The organism is Streptomyces pratensis, assembly GCF_037137275.1.
Classification (GTDB): Bacteria; Actinomycetota; Actinomycetes; order Streptomycetales; family Streptomycetaceae; genus Streptomyces; species Streptomyces pratensis_B.
In genome coordinates this window covers 82,365-104,926 of the sequence record NZ_JBBBEN010000087.1, presented here as the reverse complement: position 1 = coordinate 104,926, position 22,562 = coordinate 82,365, and the positions used below count along the sequence as shown (strand labels likewise).

Annotated in this window: 9 protein-coding genes; 5 read left to right on the top strand and 4 right to left on the bottom strand. The window is 72.5% G+C overall.

All coding sequences use genetic code 11. The annotated features are described in order from the left end of the window. Positions 1-560: 560 nt before the first annotated feature. From V9U70_RS13540 to V9U70_RS13530, 3 genes are all read right to left on the bottom strand, one after another. Entirely contained in the window at positions 561-1,082 is a 522-nt protein-coding gene (locus V9U70_RS13540) for a hypothetical protein (RefSeq protein ID WP_336675092.1), read from the bottom strand. 183 nt (positions 1,083-1,265) lie between these two features. Next, the gene (locus tag V9U70_RS13535; protein ID WP_336675090.1) at positions 1,266-2,141 is read right to left on the bottom strand and encodes an ABC transporter permease; all 876 of its coding nucleotides are present in this window, start codon (positions 2,139-2,141) and stop codon (positions 1,266-1,268) included. After that, positions 2,138-2,752 carry an ABC transporter ATP-binding protein gene (locus tag V9U70_RS13530; RefSeq protein ID WP_336675088.1) on the bottom strand — a complete coding sequence of 205 codons (615 nt, stop codon included), beginning with the start codon at positions 2,750-2,752 and terminating at the stop codon, positions 2,138-2,140. Before V9U70_RS13530 ends, V9U70_RS13535 begins: the two co-directional genes overlap by 4 nt. A gap of 318 nt (positions 2,753-3,070) precedes the next feature. On the opposite strand from V9U70_RS13530, the gene V9U70_RS13525 reads away from it, so the two are divergent. Then, positions 3,071-4,435 (top strand): flavin-containing monooxygenase, encoded by a 1,365-nt coding sequence (locus V9U70_RS13525; RefSeq protein ID WP_336675087.1) that lies wholly within the window; start codon positions 3,071-3,073, stop codon positions 4,433-4,435. Between the two features lie 93 nt (positions 4,436-4,528). On the opposite strand, the gene V9U70_RS13520 is transcribed toward V9U70_RS13525, so the two are convergent. Next, entirely contained in the window at positions 4,529-5,878 is a 1,350-nt protein-coding gene (locus V9U70_RS13520; protein ID WP_336675085.1) for a wax ester/triacylglycerol synthase domain-containing protein, read from the bottom strand. Positions 5,879-6,682: 804 nt separating this feature from the next. Here V9U70_RS13520 and V9U70_RS13515 point away from each other — a divergent pair. From V9U70_RS13515 to V9U70_RS13500, 4 genes are read left to right on the top strand one after another with little or no spacing between them, the layout of a single operon-like run. Continuing rightward, a complete protein-coding gene (locus V9U70_RS13515) occupies positions 6,683-7,900 on the top strand; it encodes an SDR family oxidoreductase (RefSeq protein WP_336675083.1) in 1,218 nt (405 codons plus the stop codon). 33 nt (positions 7,901-7,933) lie between these two features. Further along, positions 7,934-9,517 carry a PfaD family polyunsaturated fatty acid/polyketide biosynthesis protein gene (locus V9U70_RS13510; RefSeq protein ID WP_336675082.1) on the top strand — a complete coding sequence of 528 codons (1,584 nt, stop codon included), beginning with the start codon at positions 7,934-7,936 and terminating at the stop codon, positions 9,515-9,517. 56 nt (positions 9,518-9,573) lie between these two features. Continuing rightward, entirely contained in the window at positions 9,574-15,648 is a 6,075-nt protein-coding gene (locus tag V9U70_RS13505) for an SDR family NAD(P)-dependent oxidoreductase (protein WP_336675081.1), read from the top strand. Between the two features lie 41 nt (positions 15,649-15,689). Continuing rightward, positions 15,690-22,361 (top strand): beta-ketoacyl synthase N-terminal-like domain-containing protein, encoded by a 6,672-nt coding sequence (locus V9U70_RS13500; protein ID WP_336675079.1) that lies wholly within the window; start codon positions 15,690-15,692, stop codon positions 22,359-22,361. Positions 22,362-22,562 lie beyond the last annotated feature (201 nt).

The window sequence follows — 22,562 nt, the reverse complement described above, 5'->3', positions numbered from 1 at the left end:
AGCACTGGTAGGGGTCGGGCCGGCGGCCGCGCTTCCCGTGGCGGCGGCCGGCTGGACGGTCTGGGCGGGGCGGCGGCGTCCGCAGATGTGCGTGGGGCTGGTGCACGCCGCACCCACCGCGGCTGGTGTGGCGTAGGCCCGCCTCAGGCACCTCAGCGAGGTTAGCGAGGTTGACGTCTCCAGGACCGTCTCTACCGCGGAAGACGGGCGGTAGACCGGTGTCCTGCGTGACATCGAGCGAGAGCGCGGCCCGCAGGACGCCGATCGCGAACCTTCCGCGTCGGGCAGGATCTGGCGTCTGCCAGGTGTCTACGCCTTGCAGGTCGGCGGCTTCCTTCTCGGTGCGGTAATGCGCCGGAAAGCCGCACCCCGACCGGGAGATCTCGGGAAGCGCAGCGCTCACGACACATTCTGAGAAATTCATCCGCCGGACGAAGCGCCGTCGTCCGCAGCGGCCGGGCGGGCGTCCTTGCCGTCAACCAGCCGGCCCGCGCCCCACGCGCCGGCACCTGCCCCAGGAGGCCGGGCCGACCCCGCGGCACCGCTCGTCCGATGTCCTGCTACCAGCCGGCCTTCACCGCGTTGTAGGCCGTACGGCAATCGGCGTTGGTGGCCTCCGCGGCCAGCTTCGCCATGGAGTCGCTCCAGACCTTCTTGGCCAGCTTCTCCAGCTCACGGGTCTCGGCGGGTACGCCCGGGGCGTACTTCTTGATCGTCGCCATCGAGGACCTGGCGAACTTGTTGCACACGGGACCGGCGGCGTTCCGGTAGCGGGTGTCCAGGTCCGTTGCGACAGCCTGGCCGTTCTGGGTCGCCCAGGTGTTCCAGGCCGCGCACGCCACCTCGGTGAGCGCCTCCTGCTCCGCCTCGCTCAGTCCCAGCACCTGGCCCAGCATGGTGTTCTTGGCCTTGTCGGGGACGGTGAAGTCCACGACGGGGAACTTGTCGAGGGTTTCGAGCAGCGCCTCCTGACACGCGGGAGGCAGCGGGGCCGCCTGCGCGGTGGAGGGGACGGCCAGCGTGGAGGCGGAGAGGAGAACCGCAGTGAGGACAGTGCGCTGGACAGTACGCGAGAGAGTCATGGGGGCAGTCTCCTTGCAGGAAAGGATGTGGGGGTCCGGACACCGCGTCAGCGCCCGACGGCTACAGAACGATCACCGCCCTCCCAGGTCACGGGCCTGTCCGCGGCACAGCCGGTGGCACACAGGATCGTCGGTCGTCCGTGCGATGAGTGAAGGCCCCCAGGACGCTCGATGGCCCGGCGATCACGTGCGCCCCGCGCGCTCTGCGCCCGGGCCGGACTCCGCCGAGGGCAGGGGCACGCGGGGGCCCTCGGCCGTTCCGTGTCCGCGGGGAGCCAGAACCGATGGCCTCCGTTTTGATGTGAGCGCGTTTCGGGTACGCCGGCGGAAGACCAGGAACCCGGCCGACGCGGCACCGGTGAGCCAGAGGGACTGGATCACGAGACCCCGGGCGGCCGACGCGTCCGAGAAGGCTGCGGACATGCTGGCCTGCACAGCGCCGTACGTCGGCAGGAAGCGCACGACGGCGCTGTCCGACCCGGAGCTGGAGAGGGGGTTTTGCAGGGCGACGTCGAGGATGCTGATCATCAGAATGGCGAACATGCCCTCCACCTCTCGGCGGAGCAGCGAACCCAGGACCACACCGAGCGCACCATAGGTCAGGGCGGCGCAGAACAGGGCAGCCACGAGAATGAAGGGTTGCTGCGGCGGCCAGGCGAAGGCGACGGCGGCCGTGGCATACGCGGCGACGGCGGCACAGACCAGCGTGAGCGCGGAGAGCTTGGCGAGGACGAGGTGGTACCGAGGATAGCCCGCCATCGCGAGGCGGCGGTCGAAAGCGCCTCCCGTGAAGGTGGCCGCGAACATCATGAACCCGGCGATCAGTGTGACCGCGTTCAGCGCACCGGTGATCTGAGTGAGGTGGTTGCCTGGCGGGGACAGGACCTCGCCGGTGGCCCGCAGCCGGAACGGGGCCGGCTGATCGGGAATGGTCACATAGGCGAGGGCGATCCATACGGGGATGTACACGACCACCAGCAGCATCGCGAACCGGTTGCGGGCGTGCCCGGTCAACGCGTACCGGGACGCCGTGGCGAACAGGGACCAGTGCCGCTTCATGCCGCCGCCTCCGTACGCCGTTCCTGGCGGTGCAGGCGTCCGTTCTCCAGGCGCCAGAGCAGGTCAAGCCGGTCGATGTCGTACGCCAGGTGCGAGACGACCAGCACCGAATGGCCGGCGTCGCGCAGTCTCGTGGCCAGCTCCCAGAAACGCAGATACGTCTCCCAGTCGAAACCCTGGTAGGGCTCGTCCAGCAGGAGTACGTCCGGATCGTGCATGAGCGCCAGGGTCAGGTTCAGCTTCTGTCGGGAGCCCCCGCTGAGCAGGCCCGCACGCTGGTCGAGGTACTCGGTGAAGGCCAGAGTCTCCATCACTTCTTCGGCCCGCCGCAGGTCCGCGAGACCGAACGCGCTCCGGAAGAAGTCGAGATGCTGGCGGACGGTGAAGGAGTCGTCCAGAACCACGGACTGCGGGCAGTAGCCGAACCTGCCGTGGTGATGCACCGAACCACGGTCCGGGCTGAGTTCTCCGGACAGAATCTTCAGCAGAGTCGTTTTGCCCGCGCCGTTCTCCCCGACGATCCCCGCGAGAGTGCCGGGCCGCAGCCGAAGGTCGACGCCTCGAAGGACGGCGTGCTGCCGGTAGGAGTGGTGCACATCTCTGACGTCCATAGCGCTACTCCGTCGTACCAGGTCTGCCTGATGGCCGCGGACCCCGTCCGCGTCTTCCGGCCGGTGGGCCCTCCGGTTGGCCGCTCGGCGGGCGGAACCGATCCGCTCGTGCCCAACGAGCAGACCACGCGGCGGAAACGGCACCGGACGCGCGCCCGTTTCCAGGCGTCAACCTGGTGCACGCCCCCTCATACGTGCGACGGGACCGACGCCGGAAACCACTCCCTGGGCGGTGGGGGTGGCTAGCGTGACCGGGCTCGAACCACCGTCGTCACGTGCACATGAGGGGAAGGCCGGTCAGCCATGCGGAGAACGTGCGTGATCGGAGCGGGCCCGTCCGGCCTGGCCACCAGCAAGGTCCTTGCCTCGCGCGACATTCCGTTCGACTGCTTCGAGGCAGGTTCGGCCATCGGCGGGCTCTGGCGGTATGGCAACGACAACGGCATGTCGGGGGTGTATGCGTCGCTGCACGCGAACATCTCGAAGGAGAGCATGTCCTTCTCCTCACTGGCCATGCCGGAGGCCTACCCGGTCTTTCCGCACCACAGCAAGGTCCTCGCCTACCTGGAGGACTACGCCGCGTCGTTCGGCCTGCACCGCCATATCGAGCTCGGCACGGAGGTCACCTCGGTGCGGCCGCTGGACGGCGGCGGCTGGGAGGTCGCCCGCCGCCGGAGGGACGCGGGCGCGAAGGTGGAGACGCAGCACTACACCGAGGTGGTGGTGGCCAACGGGCACCACTGGGACCCGCGCTTCCCGAGTCCTGCCGTGCCAGGGGCCGAGGGTTTCGAGGGAAGCGCTGTCCACTCGCACGACTACCGCTCCCCCGAGCTGTACGCCGGCCGCCGGGTGCTGGTGATCGGCATGGGCAACTCCGCGTGCGAGATCGCGGCGGAGATCTCTCGTACGGCGACACGGACGTTCCTCTCCGCACGCGACGCGGCGCACGTGTTCCCCAAGATGCTGCTGGGCCGGCCGGCGGATCACTTGGCGGAGAGCCCGCTGTCCGGCCTCCCGCGGTTCCTCAAGGACCCGGCTATGGCGCTTCTCCTGCGGCTGACCCGTGGCGCCCCAGCTCACTACGGACTTCCCGAACCGGTTCGCGGGCCCCTCGCCGCCCACCCCTCCACCTCGGACGAACTTCTCGTTCAGCTGGCCCGGGGCGCGGTCACCCCGAAGCCCGGCGTCAGCTCCTTCGGCCGGGACACGGCGACTTTCACGGACGGCAGTCGCGAACCCGTGGACGCCGTGGTGTACGCCACCGGATACTCCATCTCCTTCCCCTTCCTGGCCCCCTCCGTCTTCGCCGCCCCGGATGGCCGCACGGAGCTCTACCTGCGCACGGTGCCGCCCCGCTCCCCAGGGCTCTATTTCATGGGCCTCGCTCAACCCGCCGGCGCCGCCTTCCCGTTGCTCGAACCTCAGGCGGAATGGGTCGCCGACCTGATCGAAGGAACGGTCGGCCTGCCGTCGCCGGTGGAGATGACACGGGCGATCGCCCGTGCCTGGCGACGGCATGACAAGGTCTACGCGCCCACCTACCGCCACGGTATCGAGATCGACATCCGCTCCTACCGGCGGGCCCTTGGCCGGGAACTCCGAGCAGGCAGGCGTCGAGCACGTGCTGCGGTCCCTCCGCGGACCGGCGTGGCCGCTCCCGCTCCCGCGTCCGACGCTGGGTGATACGTACCGCCCGCACGCTCACCACATCACCGGCGGCACGGGGCAGGAGGCATGGCCCGCAGACTCACTTCGTGCGTCGTGTCGCCGCCCGGCTCACACGGGCGCCGAGCTCTCCTCCAGCTCCCCCACGGCCCGCTCCCACAGGCCCGGCAGCAGTTCCCCGAGAGGGAGAGCGCGGTCGGCGACGAAAGACACCTCGGCCCAGTCACCGAAGAACGACAGCCCTACCGCGAAGAGGTGCCCTGGCACGAGCAGGGGCAACAGGGCGGTGCCCGTCACCTGCGTCTCCCCGAGGCTCCCCTTGTCGGCGAGCGGCATGGAGGTGGCCATGACGTTGGTGACGCGTGGGGAGAGCATCCTTCGCAGGTACCACTCTGTGGGGCGGCCCGGCATGAAGCGGACCAGGTCCTGAATGGCCTGGCGCCATGCCTCGCCCCTCAGCTTCCGGGTCGTCGCCATGACATGATCCAGCCGCCGCAGGGACTCCTCGCCGTCCCGGGACCCGTCCGGGTGCTCCGAGACGGTCTGCACCGGCAACTCAATCGGCAGCGCGAAACAGCGGTTTCCCCATGTCTGTTCCTCGTCGGCCCGGCGTGCGTCGACGGGGAGCACGGCCGTCACTCGGGGAAGCGGGACGCCGGAGCGGGCCGACCAGACCGACAACGCCCCTGCGAGTGCGGCCAGATGCACGTCGTGGGCCGAGCCGCCGCGCGCCGTACCGATTCGGCGGAGGGTGTCCGCCGGTACGCGGCCCCGCCACAGCCGCCGTTCCCCGGAAGGGGTGAAGGGCGTCTTTGGACGGTGCCCGCGAACGGCGATGGCGCCGACCACGAACTTCGCGGCCAGCCCGAGGGCCGCGCCCACCCGTCGGGGCATCCCGAACCGACGGTTCCGGCCCGGCACCGGGCGCGCCGACGGCTCTCCCTCGCCCAGCATGGCCCGAAAGGTCATGGCGGCGGCCGCCCCGTCCTGGCAGGCGTGGTGGAAGCGATAGCACACGGCGTACGCGTCGGGTTCGTGGCCGTGGATCAGCCAGACTCCCCAGTAGGCGCCGGGGGCGAACGGGGCGTTGAGCGCGGTGTGCAGGGCGGAGTCCCAGGCAGCGGGGCCGTCGGCGACCACCTCGTGCACATGCCGGTCGACGGTGAAGTCCGCGTCCGGCTGCCACCGGGGCCGCCGTCCGCCCTCGACCCGGCTCGTGAGCAGAGGCAACCCGCCGAGGCGGAAGCCCACGTACGCGCGAAGGTCCGCCAGGGCCGGGGGCGGACCGCTGAGGTACGCGACACCGCCCGCGTCCCAGCGGACGTCGGGTCGACGACGCTCCAGCTTGAGGAACGCCCGGTCGACCGAGTGGGCCGGGCGGCGGGGCGGAGGAACAGACGGATCAGGCCTGACGGGGCGGACGGACGGGGCGGACAGGGCGGACTGCTCGGAATCAGGCATGGGCTTCGGGGCTCCAGTTCGGGCCGGGGCGATCGCGCTGACCGCGGGAAGGACAGGGGGCGGGAGCGGGTGTACGGCAAGAGGCGGCAGCGCCGGGCAGCCCACTCACCCGGCCGGCCGCAGCACACCGCTGCCCGGACCGGCCGATCATCAGGATGACCACCGAACGGAGGGGGCCCGTCCGGCGCCCGCACGCCGCCGCGGCCTCGGCGCCCAGATTCCCGTCAGCCCAGCGGCGGGCGGCCGTGGCCGCTCCCGGACCCCTGTAGCTCCCGGTTTCCGTGCCTGACGGGCCTGCTGTCCTACACGCCCCCAGCCGCCGCCGGCATGGTGGCCCCCGGCAGACCGATCCAGGTCCCCCGCCGGCGAGTTCCCTCGAAAGGGGGAAGGCGCTCCGATCCCCGCCGTACGGCTCCGACCGTGTCCGGTAGCTCCGCAAGCCGGACGGCAGGGCCTGCGACGGGTTGCACCGGACCGAAGGGACGCGCACGGTCACGGTGCGGCGTACTCCGTTCGGGTGGCCAGGCAGGATCGAGGCTCGCGCCCGGCCCAGCGTCTGCCATTGTGTGCCGTGCGCCAGAGGTCACCGGGTCTCCAGAGCCTGAAGCACCCTGGGCCGGACGGGGGCGTCGGAGAACCGGCGAGTACCAGTCGAGCCATGCGGGTGCGACCGCCAGTGACGATCCGTGTCGCAGGACGGCCCATGGCTCCCCGTGCACCCGCGCCCGGTCGCTGCAACGGCGGTACCCCGCCTCCGCACGCGGTCGCAGGCCCGCCCTTCTCACCGCCCTTGGAGACACGCTCGTGCACGTCGCCCTCACCGGCGCCACCGGATTCCTCGGACTGCGCCTGTTACGTCGTTTGCTCGACACGCACCGGTCGGTGACGGTCCTGGCCCACGCCGGGTCGGGGGACGCTCTGCACCGCATCACCCGGTTCTTCGAACTGACGGGCTCGCCGGAGGCATTCACCGCCGGGCTCCCCCACCGACTTCGGATCGTGGAGACCGATCTGGCACTGCCTCGGCTGGGGCTGTCCGGGCGGACGTTCCAGAAGCTGGCCGACAGCATCGGCGCGATCTGGCACAGCGCGGGCAGCATCAATCTGGAGGGGGACCTTCCCGAGCTGCGCAGGACCAACGTCGAAGGGACCCGGCGCGTACTGGAGTTCGCGGCCGCAGGCCGTCGGACACCCGTGATCCATCACGTGAGCACCGCGTTCGTGGCCGGCCGACGCCGCACCGGAGTGGCGTACGAGGACGAGCTGGACGACTCGGACGGTTTCGAGAACGCCTACGAGCAGTCCAAGTACGAGGCGGAGCTGCTGGTACACGCGTGGTCCCGGGAGCACGGCCGCCCGGTTCTGATCCTGCGGCCGAGCATCCTGGTCACCGACCTGCCGTCGCACCCCGAGCTGCCCTCGCACCCGCTGCTGGTCATCGAGCGAATCCTGCGTGACGCGCGACGCGCCGCCGAGCCCCCGGTCCCGGGCCCGGCCGACGACGAAAGCTGGTGCGGCAGCGCTCCCCGCCCCTGGAACCGCGTGCGCCGCAGCCCCGGCCCGGGCGGCCGGCCCCGCGTCCGTACGGTGGGGCATCCGCACGGCCGGCTGAACCTGTTGCAGGTGGAGCACGCGGCCGAGGTCATGGTGCGGCTGGCCGGGCTGCCGCCCTCGGGCGGGGTCGACACGTACCACGTCGTCCATAACCGTGATGTGCCCGTGCCGACGGTCGTGGCACTCCTGGAACAGCTGGTTCCGATCTCGATCGACCTGGTCGCCACCAAGCCGGACGCCCCGTCGGCGCTGGAGGCGCTGCTGGACTTCTACCCGGGTATGACGGCGTACCTGGCCCACCGGCGGCGGTTCGACGACACCCGGGTCAGAACCCGGCTCGGGCCGTCGGTGGTCTGCGCCCCGATGAGCCTCGACTACCTCCGGTCCGGGCTGGCCCCGTGGGGCGGGCCCCTCCTCCTGTCCCCGGGCGTCCCCCCGGCCGCCCTTCCACTCGCCCCGTACGCCTGACCAGCAGACATCCTCTTCCGTTGGAGCCATTCCGTGTCCGTCCTCGCAGTTCCCGGCTTCCCCGCTGCGTCCTCGCCGGTCTTCTCGCCCGAGGGGATCACAGCCCGTGTCCGGCACATCCGGGAACCCGTCCACGTCGTCAGCGGGCCGGACGGCCGGGAGCTGGGCATCGCGACCGGCCCCTTACCCGGCGGTCCGGTGCTCGGTACGCTGCCGCCGCTGTACCCCGAGTGGCTCGGCGGTCGCACTTTCTGCGAGGCGCACAAAGTCCGCTTTCCCTATGTCGCCGGTGAGATGGCAGGCGGCATCGCGACCACCCGGATGGTCTCGGAGATGGCGCGGGCGCAGATGATCGGCTTCTTCGGCGCGGGCGGTCTTGCCTACCCCGACGTGGAGCGAGCCGTGCGCACACTGGCGCACGAGCTGAGGTCCCGCCCGAACTGGGGCGTCAACCTCATCCACTCGCCGTCCGAGCCGACGCTGGAGTGGCGCGTCGCCGAGCTGCTGCTGCGCTGCGGTGTTCCTCGCATTTCCGCGTCGGCGTTCATGGAGCTGACCCCTGCGGTCGTGCTGTGCTCGGCCCACGGGCTCCGCCGGGGCGCGGACGGCGGCATCGTCCGGCGTACGCGCCTGTTCGCGAAGGTCTCCCGGCCCGAGGTGGCGGAGAGGTTCCTCTCCCCCGCCCCGCCCGCGTTGCTGGGGCCCCTCGTCGCCCAGGGGAAGCTGACCCGGGAGGAGGCGGATCTGGCGGCTCTGGTCCCGGTGGCCGAGGACATCACCGTGGAGGCGGACAGCGGTGGGCACACCGACAACCGGCCCCTGTCGGTCCTGCTGCCGAGGATCGCCGCCCTGAGCGACACGCTGTGCCGGCGGTTCGGCTACCGCCGCTCGGTTCGGCTCGGCGCGGCCGGCGGTCTCGGCACACCGGACGCAGTGGCCGCCGCCTTCGCCCTCGGCGCGTCCTACGTGGTCGTCGGCTCGGTGAACCAGACGGCCGTCGAGGCGGGCCTGTCCGACGAGGCCAAGGCGATGCTCTGCGACGCGGACGTCTCCGATGTGGCCATGGCGCCGGCGGCCGACATGTTCGAGCTCGGCGTGAAGCTGCAAGTGCTTTCTCGGGGAACGATGTTCGCCCAGCGGGCCGGTCGGCTCCACGCCGCGTACCGGGCCCACGGTTCGCTCGAGGAGATCCCGTCCGCGCTGCGTGCTTCGATCGAGCGGGACGTGCTGCGCGCCCCGTTCGCCGAGGTCTGGCAGCGTACGCGCGCCTTCTGGGAGCAGCGCGATCCTGCGGAGATCGCCCGTGCGGAGGCCGACCCGAAGCACCGCATGGCCCTGGTCTTCCGCTGGTACCTGGGCAGTTCGAGCCGGTGGGCGATCACCGGAGAGGGGGCGCGGCGGGCCGATTACCAGATCTGGTGCGGGCCTGCGATGGGCGCGTTCAACCGGTGGGTGGCGGGCACGTTCTTGGCCGAGCCGGCGCATCGGTCCGTGGTGCAGATCGCGCTCAACCTGCTCGAAGGCGCCGCCGTGTTCACCCGTGCCCACCAGCTGCGCACGTACGGCGTTCCGTTGCCGGCCGAAGCGTTCTCCTACACGCCGTGCGAGCTGGCGTGAGCGGCACCGGCGCCGCCGAGACGTCAGCGACGACAGCACGACCCCGAGGAGGGACAGTGTCCGGCTCAACCCCCCACCAGACCCCCATCGCCGTGGTCGGCGTAGGCGCGTTGGTACCCGGCGCGACGGACGCGGCCGGTTACTGGCGGATCGTGACGGGCGGCCACGACCTGATCACCGAGGTGCCGGCCTCCCGCTGGCGCGTGGAGGACCACTACGACCCGGACCCGGCCGCCCCCGACAAGACGTACGCCCGTCGGGGCGCCTTCCTTTCCGAGGTGGACTTCGACCCGATGGCTTACGGGGTGCCCCCCGCCAATCTGCCGGCGACGGACACCTCCCAGTTGCTCGCCCTGATGGTCGCCGACCAGGTGCTGACGGACGCCGGCGGTACGGACGGGGTCGACCGTGACCGGACCGGCGTCGTCCTCGGCGCGGCCGCCCTCGAACTCCTTCCGCATATGTACGGGCGCACTCAGCGTCCCGCGTGGCTCGCGGGGCTGCGGGAGAGCGGACTCGGGGAGACCGAGGCCCAAGCCGTGTGCGATCGCATCTCGGCCCGCTTCGAGCCCTGGCAGGAGTCGTCCTTTCCCGGGCTGCTGGGCAATGTCGTCGCGGGCCGGATCGCCAACCGGTTCGATCTGCACGGCATCAACCACACCACCGACGCCGCCTGCGCCAGTTCCTTGGCGGCCCTGTCGACCGCTGTCGGCGAGCTGTCCCTCGGCCGGGCCGACCTGGTGATCAGCGGCGGCGTGGACACCGGCAACGACATCGGCATGTTCCTGTGCTTCTCCAAGACGCCCGCGCTGTCCCCCAGCGGTGACTGCCGGCCGTTCTCGGCCGCGGCCGACGGGACCATGCTCGGCGAGGCAGTCGTCATGTACGCGCTGAGGCGGTTGTCCGATGCGGAGCGTGACGGCGATCGGATTCACGCGGTGATCCGCGGCATCGGCTCCTCGTCCGACGGCAGGAGCACGGCGATCTACGCCCCGCTGCCCGGTGGTCAGGCGCGGGCTCTGCGACGCGCCTACGAGGAGGCGGGCTACGGACCGGAGACCGTGGAGTTGGTCGAGGCGCACGGCACCGGGACGAAGGCCGGGGACACCGCCGAACTGGTCGCGCTCAGGGAGGTGTTCGGAGCGGCAGGCCGTACGGACGGGCAGTGGTGCGCGATCGGCTCCGTCAAGTCGCAGATCGGCCACACCAAGTGTGCGGCGGGCGCGGCGGGGCTTCTCAAGGCGGTGATGGCCCTGCATCACAAGGTGCTGCCGCCGACTGTCAAGGTCGAACGGCCGAACCCGGCGGCCGCCGCCCCGGACGGCCCGTTCTACGTCAACACCCAGGCCCGCCCCTGGGTGCGGCCGGCCGGTCATCCGCGCCGGGCGGCGGTGTCGAGTTTCGGCTTCGGCGGCAGCAACTTCCACGTCACGCTGGAGGAGTACGTTCCCTCGGGCACGCCGGGCCGTGCGGCCCTGCGCCATCGCTCCGCCCCGAGCGAACTCGTACTGTTCAGCGGCGACTCCCCGTCGGACCTGGCACCGCCCCGGACGGAAGACGGCCGCCCGCTGGCCGCGTCGGCACGCGAGAGCCACGTCTCCTTCTCGCCCGCCGCCCGGATGCGACTGGCCGTCGTCGCCACGGATACGGAGGACCTGCGGGAGAAGTACGAGCAGGCCATCGGGCTGATCCGGCGGCGCCCCGACGCGGCGTTCTCCACGCCCGCCGGTGTTCGGTACGCGTACGGGAAGGCCGCACCCGGCCGCATCGGTTTCCTGTTTCCCGGGCAGGGGTCCCAGTACGTCGGGATGGGGGCCGATCTCGCGATGCTGTCGCCGACCGCCCAGGCGGTGTGGGACCGGTTGGGCGGCCCCCGCTTCGACGGACAGCCCCTGCACCGGGTCGTGTTCCCCCCGCCCTCCTTCACCGACGAGGAACGAGCCGCCCGGCGGGCCCTGCTGGATGCCACCGAGTGGGCACAGCCCGCGCTCGCGGTGCACGCGCTCGCCCTGCTGGAGGTGGTGCGCGAGCTGGGGCTGCGGCCGGACTGCGTGGCGGGTCACAGCTTCGGTGAGCTGGTGGCGTTGCACTGCGCGGGTGCGCTGGACGCCACGGCGCTGGTGAGTCTGGCCCGTCGCCGCGGTGAGCTGATGCGGGACGCGGCTCTCGCCCCGGGCGCGATGCTGGCAGTAGCGACGGACCGCTCGCACGTGGCGGAGGTGCTGGCCGACGTCGGGTTCGGCGACATCTGGCCCGCCAACCACAACGCCCCGCGCCAAGTGGTGCTCTCGGGATCGGTGGAGGCGGTCGGGCATGCCGTGAAGGCGTTCTCGGCCAAGGGCGTCGCCACCCGTCGGCTGGCCACGTCGACCGCCTTTCACAGCCCGTTGGTCGCCCCGGCCGTCGAGCCGCTCGCCGCGTACCTGCGCACGGTGCCGCTCTCGGAGCCCGGCATCGAGGTCTACGGCAACGCGGACGGGGCGCGGTACCCGTCGTCCCCCGACGAGGTGCGCCGCCGGATCGCCCGTCATCTCGCCTCCCCGGTGCTCTTCCAGGAGCAGATCGAGGCGATGTACGCGGCGGGGGTACGCACCTTCGTCGAGGTCGGCGCGGGCACCGCGCTGAGCGGCCTGGTCGGACAGATCCTCGGCGACCGTGAGCACGCGGCCGTCCCCCTGGACCGGCCGGCCCGGCCCGGGGCCGACACCCTGCACGCCGCGCTCGGCGAACTCGCCGTACGCGGTGTCCCTCTGGATCTCGACATTCTCTGGGCGCCATACACCCCGCCCAAAACCTCAGCGAAGGAGCGCGAGCCCCGAATGACCGTGAAGATCAGCGGAGCCAACTGCGGTCAGATCCCTCCGGCCCGCGCCGCGACCGCCGAGCCGGAACGCCGACCTCAGTCTTCCCTTGTACACGCATACGCGTCCGACACCCCGGCGGTTCCCATGCCCGCGTCCGCTTCCTCTCCGGCCGACACCTCGCAGCCGTCGGCGTACGGGGCGGCTGCCGCCCCCTGGCGGCCGGAGATCGAACCGGCGTCAGAGGCCGAGGCCTCTGACAACGCCGGGGCCGGGGGCGCCGTCGGCGGTGACTGGTTCGCCGCCGTCGAGAGTGTCCAGCGGCAGACGGCGGAGACCCACGCCGCCTGCCAACGCATGCTGACGGACAGCCATGTGGCTTTTCTGCGGATGACCGAGACGACCCTGGCCGCGATGCTCGGGGGGGCGCACGCGGGTGAGATGATGGACGTACCGACTCCCCCGCTGCCGCTGCCCGGTCCCTCGTCGCCCCGGCGTGCACCGGTACCCGTGGCGACGCCCGCTCCGGTCACGACCGGAGCCCCGGCAGCCGCGCCCGTACCAGCCTCCGCATCCGCCGGGGCCGGATCGGTGTCTTCCCCCACACCGGCGGCGGCCCCCGCTCCCGCCGACGATGCGGCGCCTCCGTCGCCGGTGGAGCTGGAGGAACTGCTCCTGTCGGTGGTGGCCCGGCTCACCGGCTATCCCACCGCCATGCTCAACGTGGACATGGAGCTGGAGGCCGATCTGGGCGTCGACTCCATCAAGCGCGTCGAGATCCTGTCAGCCGTACGCCGGCAGGTGGGTGACGTGGCGACGGGAGACGTCGGGCGGTTCGGCAAGCTCCGTACGCTGCGCGAGATCGTCGAGGCGCTCACCGGCGGCGTCCGTCCTCCCGAGGCCCCGGAGCCGGGCGCCCGCGCCGTGCCCAGGCCCCTGACGGACGTGGTGGCCTCCGCCGCGGCAAAGTCCCGTGAGCATGACGGGCCCTCCAAAACCGCCGATGCCCCCGCCCTCTCCGAGGTGCCCGAACCGCCCGCCCCGCGCACCGGGGCAGGCGAGCGGACGCCACTGACCAGGCTGGTACCGCGCACGGTGGAGTCGTCGGCGTCCGGGCTGGCCACGGCGGGCCTGCTGGACGGGCCCGTCGTGGTGACCGGCGAGGGCCCGGGCGAGTGCGGGATCGTCGGCCTCGTCGCCCGGAAGCTGACGGAGCGCGGCGTGGACGCAAGCGCTGTGGCGGAAGTGCCCGCAGCCGCACGCGGTGTCGTCCATCTCGGCGGGCTCACCGCGAGCGGCACTCCGGACGAGGCGCGGGAGGTCCACCGGTCGGCACTCCGCGCGGCGCGTGCCGTGGCGGCACGAGCGGCCGGAGGCGGCGGGCTGTTCGTGACCGTCCAGGACACCGGGGGCGACTTCGGGCTCGGCGGCCACGCCCCCGGCCGCGCGTGGCTCGGCGGGGTCGCCGGTCTGACCAGGACCGCGGCGAAGGAGTGGCCGGACGCCTCGGTCAAGGTCGTCGACTGCGAGCGGGGCGGTCGGGGCGACGAGGAGGTTGCCGAGGCGATCGTGCGGGAACTGCTCGAAGGCGGAGTCGACGTGGAGGTCGGCCTCCGAGCGGACGGCACCCGCGCCCTCCTGCGGATGACGCCTGAGCCCGCGACGCCTGGCGACGCACGGCGGATCTCCGCCACGTCCGTGATCGTGGCCACCGGAGGAGCCCGCGGGGTGACTGCCGCGGCCTTGCTCGACCTGGCCAGGACCCACCGTCCACGGATCGTGCTGCTGGGCAGGACGGACCTGGCCGCCGAGCCTGCCGGACTGGCGACGGTGACCGATGAACCGACGCTCACCCGTCTGCTCGCGGAGCGCTCGGCCGGGGACGCGGCGGACTTGTCACCCGCCCGCATCGCGGAGCGGGCCCGGGAGATCCTGGCCGCGCGCGAGGTGCAGGCGACACTGGCGGGGTTGGAGGCGGCGGGGTCCCCCGTCCGGTACGTCCAGGTGGATATCCGCGACGGCGACGCCCTCGCGGTCGCCCTGCGCGACGTGCGCGACACGTGGGGGCCGGTCACCGGCATCGTGCACGGTGCGGGAGTGCTGGCCGATAAGCGGATCGTCGACAAGACCGACGAGCAGGCCGAACTGGTGATGTCCACCAAGGTGGACGGTCTGCGGGCGCTGCTGGCGGCGACGGCGGACGATCCCCTGGACACTATCTGCCTGTTCTCCTCGGTGGCCGGCGTTTTCGGCAACCCGGGGCAGAGCGATTACGCCATGGCCAACGAGGTCCTTCATCAGGTCGCGTCGGCGGAGCAGGCCCGCCGTCCCGGCTGCCTGGTGAGGTGCGTGGCCTGGGGCCCCTGGCAGGGCGGCATGGTCACTCCTGCCCTGGCCGCGCGTTTCGGCCGGTCCGGGGTCCCGCTCATCCCGCTGGACCAAGGCGCTGCGGCCTTCACGGCCGAGCTGGACGGGACCGCCGGTGAGGCCCGCGTCGTTCTGGCCGCCGGGGACGACCCGGCCGCCCTGTCCCCGGCCGCTGAGCCGCGTCGCGCACAGCTGCTCGTCCGCTCGGACACCCTGCCGCAGCTGGCCGACCACGCGCCCGCCGGAGTTCCCGTGCTGCCCGTGGCCCTGGTCCTGAACTGGTTCGCGGGCGCGGCTACGGCCTGGCTGCCGGCTGCCGGACAGTTCGTCCTTTGCGATCTGCGGGTGTACAAGAAGTACGACCTGCCGGAACTGCTTGGCGTGGGCCATCGGCCCACCGTGCTCGGCAGCCGCGGCGCGCCCGGTTCACCGTCGGGTCTGGAGGCGGAGCTGCGGGGCGAGGACGGCCTGGCTCACTTCCGGACCGTCCTGAACACCGGGGACGGGGAGCCCGATGCGGCCGCGTGGGGCACCCCGGACGGCTTGAAGCCTCTCGACCGGGCCGATCCGTACGACGGGAAGGTCCTCTTCCACGGCCCCCGGTTCCACGCGTTGCGCACGGTGCGCGGTGTCTCGCAGTACGGAGCCGAGGCGACCGTCGCGGGCCTGCGCGCCCTGGACTGGGCGGGTGAGCACTGGCCGCTCGACCCGGCCGCCGTGGACGGCGCGCTCCAACTCGCCCTGCTCTGGGGTGAGGAGGTGCTCGGGGCGGCGACGCTGCCGATGGCCGTCGCCGAGTGCCGGGTGCACCGGCGCGGCCCGGTGCACGGCGCCGCGCGGTGTGTGGTGCGGGGCCGGAAGGCGCACGACACGGGTGCGCGCTGCGACGCGGCGCTGATCGACGCCGACGGGTCCGTCCGGCTGGAACTGATCGGTGTCGAACTCGTCCGCCGCCCTTCCTGACCCCGTCCCCGGCCCCTGCCCAGCCGTGAAGTGAGACCTGCATGCATTTCGAACCGATCGCCGTCGTCGGCCGGGGCTGCGTACTGCCCGGCGCGCTGGACCCGGACACGTTCTGGGACAATCTCGCCGCCGGCCGCATGAGCCTGTCGGCCGCCCCGGCGGGCCGATGGCGGCTGCCGCGCCACTGGGCCATGGGCTCCGTGGACGATCACGTCGACCGCACCTGGACAGATGTCGGCGGTTACGTCCACGGGTTCGAGTCCGTCTTCGATCCGGGAGGCTTCCCCATCCGCCCGGAGCGCATCGCGTCACTGGACCCGCTCTTCCACTGGGTCCTGTACGGGGTGCGGCAGGCGCTCGTCGAAGCGGGCCGCGCGGGCCCACTGCCGCGGGCAGGGCTGGTGCTGGGAAACCTGTCGTACCCCACACCCGCCGGGGCGGCCTTCGCCGAACACGTCTGGCTGTCCGCACAGCGGCCCCCGCTCCGTGATGCTCTGCTGATGGGTGGGCGCCGTGCGCGCCCGGACGCCCGCAACCGCTTCTCCTCCGGGCTGCCAGCCCGGATCGCGGCCCGCGCGCTCGGGCTCGGCGCGGGGGCGTGGTCCCTTGACGCCGCGTGCGCGTCCTCGTTGTACGCGATCAAGCTGGCGTGCGACCGGCTGCATGACGGCACGGCCGACCTGATGGTGGCCGGTGCGGTCAGCCGCCCTGACCCCCTCTACCTCCACGTGGGGTTCTGCGGCCTGTCCGCGACGAGCCGCACGGGACGCAGCCGCCCCTTCCACCGGGACGCGGACGGGCTGGTGCACGGAGAGGGCGCCGGATTCGTCGCCCTGATGCGGTTGTCCGAGGCTCGTGCCGCCGGCCTGCCCGTGTTCGGCGTGATCCGCGGTGTGGGGCTGTCCAACGACGGGCGTGGTTCCGGGCTGATCAGCCCCTCGCAAGAGGGCCAGGTACGGGCCATGCGTCTGGCGTACGACATGGCGGGCGTCGCGCCCGAGTCGGTGTCGCTCATCGAGTGCCACGCCACGGGGACGCCGGTCGGGGACGCGGTGGAAGCGCGCAGCATGGCCCGAGTCTTCGGGTCGGGTGAGGACGTGCCCATCGGTTCGGCGAAGTCGAACGTGGGGCACCTGCTGGCCTCGGCGGGGGTGGCGGGGCTGCTGAAGGTGATCGGTGCGATGCGTGCGGCAGTTCGTCCGGCGTCCCTGGGCGCCGGTCGGCCGCTGGACGTGCTGGCTGGCACGCCGTTGCGGGTGCTGACCGCGCCGGAGGAATGGGAGGGGCGGCGCAGGGCCGCGGTGAGCGCGTTCGGGTTCGGCGGGACCAACGCCCATCTCATCGTCGACGCTTCGGACGACTCTCCCCCGTCCGCCGTGCCCCGGCCGATGCACCCGCCCGTGTCCGCCGTCCGGCGCGGCGGGCCATCCGCCCGTGCGACGGCCCCGGTCCCGGCGCTCGACGCGCCGGGCCCCCGTACACCGGTGGCGATCGTTGCCGTCGGCGCCCGGGTAGGCGAAGGGACGTCGCTTGAGGACTTCCGCCGGGCGGTGTTGGGCGGTGAGCGGCGCGGTCCCGTCGCGGAGATCGCCGTGGAACTGACGGACCTGTGCTTCCCGCCCCTGGGACTGGAGCGGACCGTGCGCCATCAGCTCCTGGTGTTGGAGGCCGCCCGGGAGGCCGTGCGGACGGTGAGCCTGCCTCGCGAGCGGACCATGGTGGTCATCGGTACGGGGGTGGACCCCGAGGTGGCCCGCGCAGGCGCCCGCTGGCGGGTTCCGTACTGGTTGGAGGAGTCGGAGACGCCGGTCACCGTGGCGTCGGCAGATCTCGCGCGGGAGGCGTTCGCTCCGCCCATGACGGCGGAAGGCGTGGTGGGCAGCATGCCGAACCTCGCGGCGAACCGCATCAGCACGCAACTGGATCTGGCAGGGCCCGGGTTCACGGTGTCCGCAGAGGAGGCGTCCGGACTGGTCGCACTGGAGATCGCGGCCCGGTCCATCCGGTCGGGGGAGGCCGACGCCGCTCTCGTCGGCGCCACCGACCTGTCCTGCGAGGCGGTTCACCGGGCCGCCCAGCGGGAACTCGGTCGCGAGGGCGAGCTCGGGGATGCCGCCGTCGTCCTGGTCCTCAAACCCCTGGACGCCGCGCGCAGGGACGGCGACACCGTCGTCGCCCTGCTGGACGAGGAGGCCGCCGACGAACCTGACATGGTCATCGGCGACGGCCTCGGCGCGGTGTTCGATCCGGCGTCGGCCTTCGGGCGTGCTCATGCCGCGTCCGGGCTGGTCTCCGTGGCGGTCGCGGCGCTGTCGCTCCAGCACCGCGCCGTACCCCGTCCGGGCGAACCCGCGGACACCGCGGCCGTCCCGCTCACCGCGCGGGCCGTGGTCACTCCGATGGAAGGGCCTGCCGCGAGCGTACGGCTGCGCGCGGGCGACGCCCGGCCGTGGCTGCGGGGTCCGGCTCCGCGCCTGCACGTCTTCTCCGGCGCCGACCGTCGGGAGGTGCTGGCCGCGCTGGAGGCCGGGAAGGAGTCCTCGGCCGGCCCGGCCCGGCTGGCGCTCGTGGTCGACGGCGACACCATGCCGCCGGACCGCAGGGAGGCCGCCCGCCGCTGGCTGACGGAGGGCGGGGTCCGGCCGGCCGACGTGCTGTACCGGGACGGGCCGGTCACCGGGCAGACCGCCTTCGTGTACACGAACGGCTCGGCCGCCTACCCGGGGATGGGCCATGAGCTGGCGCTCGCCCTGCCTTCGCTGGGCGAGCGGGTCCGTGAGGAGCACGGGGCCACGGGTACGCGGCTGCGGTCCCGGACGGAGCCCGAAGTGCTCGGCCGGATTTGGGCCGCCGCCGAACTGGCGTCCTTTCACACAGTGTTCAGCCGGGAGGTGCTCGGGCTGCGGCCGGACGCCGCGCTCGGGTACTCCTCGGGAGAGTCGACGGCGCTGGTCGCCCTGGGGGCCTGGCCTGATGCCTCGGGGCTGCACGAAGCCACCCGGGACAGCGGCCTTTTCACGACCGAACTCACGGGTGAGCTGCGGGCGGTCCGGCGCTACTGGCAGCGGCGGGGCATCCAGGGCTCCCGATGGTCGAGCTACCTGGTCGGCGCGCCCCTGGAAACCGTCCGCGCGCAGCTCGCCGCGGAGGCCGCGGTCCATCTGATGGCGGTGAACGCGCCCGGGGTATGTGTCATCGGTGGCGAGTCCCGGGCGTGCGCGGCCGTCGTGGCCAGGATCGGCGCCGACCGGGCGATCGAGCTGGACTACGACCTGGCGGCCCACGCCCCGGAGTTGGCGGAGGTCCGCGAGGTGTGGCGCGAGGCTCACCGTCGTCCCACGGTCGATGTGCCCGGGATTCGGTTCTACAGCGGGGCGACCGGGCGAGCGTACCGGCCGACGACCGAGCGGGCCGCTGAGGCGCTCACCGCTCAGGGACTCGGCACGATCGACTTCGCGGCCACGGTCGAGCAGGCGTGGGCGGACGGTGTCCGGGTCTTCGTGGAGCACGGGCCGCGAAGGCTCTGCACCGGATGGATCAAGCGGGTGCTCGGTGACCGGGAGCATGTGGCCGTCGCGCTGGACGCCCCGGGCGACGTCGGGTTGCGGCAACTGTGTCTCGCGGTCGGCGAACTCGTCGTCGCCGGTGTGCCGGTGCAGGCCGACACGTTGCTCGCCCGGCTCGCCGAGGCCGCGACAGAACTCCCGCGGCCCGGCCCCACCGTCACCGTCCCCGTGCCCCCCTCTCCGCGCCTACCGCACCTGGAGCCTGCCGTGACCGTTCTGCCCCGGGCCCCCGAGCTGGCCCCGGTACCGGACCGGCGCCCCGGCCTGCCCGACGATTCCGCCATCGCACCGGACCGGCTCCCCGGCCGCCGCCCCGCCCCGACCGCCGTCGCCGTGTCTTCTCCCGCTGCGGGACAGCCCTCCCGGCCGCCTGCCGCAGGCGACCAGGGGCCGGGGACGACCGGGGTGCGGGCCGCGTCCGCCCGGCAGAGTCTGCGGGTCGCCACGCTGCACCAGGAGGTGATGGCCGCGCACACCGAGGCCCACCAGCGGTTCCTGCGGGTGTCCGCGCTCGCCGTCACGGCGCTGACCACCCTCGGCCCGACGAGTTCCGGGCCCGGCCGCGCTCCCGTACGACCGTCCGGCCCTGCTGCGCCGCCTCCGCCCACCGAGCCTTCGCCCCAGGCCCCGATGCGGTCCGTGCCACGTCCGCTGCCCGCTTCCCGGGTGCCGGCACCGGCTCCGAAGCCGGGGCCGACGTTCGACCGCGCCCAACTGGAGCACCTCGCCTCCCACGAGGTCTCCACCCATTTCGGCCCGCGCTTCACCGAACAGGACGGATACGAGGTACAGACCCGGATGCCCGGACCGCCCATGCTGTTCGCCGACCGGGTGACAGGCATCGACGCGGTGCCCGCAGCGCTCGCCCTGCCGGAACCGGTCCGCACGGACGGGAGGATCTGGACGGAGACCGACGTCCTGCCCGACAGCTGGTACCTGGACTCCACGGGCCGCATGCCGGCCGGCGTGCTGATCGAGGCGGGCCAGGCCGACCTGCTTCTGCTCAGCTGGCTCGGTGTCGACCTCCTCAACCGGGGCGAGCGCGCCTACCGACTCCTCGGCTGCGAGGTGACCTTCCACGGCGGCCCGCCGCGACCCGGCGACACCCTGTGCTTCGAGATCCATGTGGACGGCCACGCGGAGGCGGACGGGGTCCGGCTGGCCTTCTTCCACTACGACTGCTTCGTGGACGGTGAGCTGCGGCTCAGTGTCCGCGAGGGCCAGGCCGGGTTCTTCACCCCCGCGGAGCTCGCCGACAGCGGTGGTGTGCGCTGGGAACCCGGCGAGCACGCGCCCGGCGACGACCTGCCGCTCGACCCGCCGGCCGTACGCTGCGAACGGACCCGTTTCGGCGTGGACCGGGTGGGAGCACTGGTGCGGGGGCGGCCTGCGGACTGCTTCGGGCCCGGCTGGGAGGCGACAGCGGCTCATGTCCGCTCGCCGAGGCTCGACGGGGACCGTCTGCGGCTGTTGGACGAGGTCACCGCGTTCGACCCCGCCGGAGGGCCGTGGGGGCGAGGATACCTGCGCGCCGAGACCTCGTTGTCCCCGGACGACTGGTTCTTCACCGGCCACTTCAAGAACGACCCCTGCATGCCGGGCACCTTGATGCTGCAGGGCGGCCTCCAGGCGATGGCGTTCTATCTGGCGGCCATGGGCTTCACCATCGACCGGGACGGCTGGCGCTTCGAACCGGTCAGCGAACACCCCTCCAGGGCGATGTGCCGGGGGCAGGCGACCCCGGAGGACCAGCAGGTCGTCTACGAGGTGTTCGTGCGCGGTGTCTCGGCCGGGCCGGTGCCGACGCTCTACGCGGACGTCCTCGGCTCGGTGGACGGGGTGAGGGCGTTCCTGGGCCGCGACATGGCGCTCCGGCTGGTCCCCGACTGGCCGCTGTCGCACTGGCGGCATCTGGGCCCACCCGCCGTGCAGGCCGGCGGAGTCCCGGTACCGCTGCCGCGCCTCGGCGGGCTGGCCGGGCACCGGGAGGAGAAGCCGGTGGCAGCGGCGGCCGACGGGTTCCCCTTCGATTACGCCTCGTTGATGGCGTGTGCCTGGGGCAGGCCGAGCGAGGCGTTCGGCGCGATGTACGAGCCCTTCGACGGCGTCCGCAGGGTCGCCCGGCTCCCCGGCCCGCCTTACCACTTCATGAGCCGGATCGTGTCGGTGGACGGTCCGCAGGGCGGGATGCGGGAGGGCAGCGTCGTCGTTGCCGAGTACGACGTGCCGGACCGGGCTTGGTATTTCGAGCAGAGCGGTGGCCGCTCGATGCCGTTCGCCGTCCTCATGGAGGCCGCACTACAGCCCTGCGGGTGGTTGGCCTCGTACGCGGGCAGCGCCTTGACCACCGGGGCGGACTTGCTGTTCCGCAACCTCGACGGGTCGGGAACGGTCACCGGCGAGGTCACCCCTGCGACGCTTACGGTCCGTACCAGGGCCGAACTGACAAGCGTCTCAAGCAGCGGAGACATGGTCATCGAGTCGTTCCGGGTGACGTGCACGGCCGACGATGTGCCCGTGTTCGCACTCACCACCGTTTTCGGTTACTTCCCTCGGTCGGCCTTCGACGACCAGCAGGGTCTCGCGACATCGTCGGACGACCGGGCCCGTCTGAAGGAGCCGTACGGTCATGTGGTCGATCTGACCGCCCGTCCTGCCCGACACTGCGCCGGGGAACCGCGCCTGCCGGGGCCGATGTTGATGATGCTGGACCGGATCACTGGCTACTGGCCGGACGGCGGAAGCGCGGGACTGGGCCGGTTGCGGTCGGAGAAGGACGTACGCCCGGACGCCTGGTTCTTCCGGGCCCACTTCTTCCAGGACCCGGTACAGCCCGGCTCGTTGGGCATCGAGGCCATGTGCCAACTGCTCCAGTACCACCTGCTCGAAAGCGGCGCGGCCGAGGGCGTCCCCCGCCCCAGGTTCGAACCGGTGCTGCCCGGCCGCGAGGTGGCCTGGACGTATCGCGGCCAGATCACTCCGTCCAGCCGACTGATCCGGGTGGACATGGACGTCGTGGAGAGCGGCGTGGACGCACTGGGGCCCTATGCCGTGGCGGACGCGTCGCTGTGGGGCGACGATACGTGCATCTACCGGGTGCGGGGGCTGGGTATGCGTGTGGTGTCGGGGGCAGCCCGCGTGCCGTGAGACGCTCCGGGCCGAAAGCACCGCGGACTGCTTGTCGACGTCGCCGCCTTGGTGGAGCCCGGGCACAGCGACCAGCTATACCTGACCGAGTCACCCGGTGGTGGCGCCACGCCGGGCAGTCGGCCCCGTTGGCGTTCGGGAGCAACGCATTTGCAGGGCTCGGCGGAAATCCGAGGGGCAGGCGGGGCCTCGTAGCGATCG

Coding starts and splice junctions, on each gene's coding strand:
- V9U70_RS13535 (WP_336675090.1), bottom strand. CDS start 2,141: ATGAAGCGGCACTGGTCCCTGTTCGCCACGGCGTCCCGGTACGCGTTG.
- V9U70_RS13500 (WP_336675079.1), top strand. CDS start 15,690: ATGCATTTCGAACCGATCGCCGTCGTCGGCCGGGGCTGCGTACTGCCC.
- V9U70_RS13520 (WP_336675085.1), bottom strand. CDS start 5,878: ATGCCTGATTCCGAGCAGTCCGCCCTGTCCGCCCCGTCCGTCCGCCCC.
- V9U70_RS13540 (WP_336675092.1), bottom strand. CDS start 1,082: ATGACTCTCTCGCGTACTGTCCAGCGCACTGTCCTCACTGCGGTTCTC.
- V9U70_RS13530 (WP_336675088.1), bottom strand. CDS start 2,752: ATGGACGTCAGAGATGTGCACCACTCCTACCGGCAGCACGCCGTCCTT.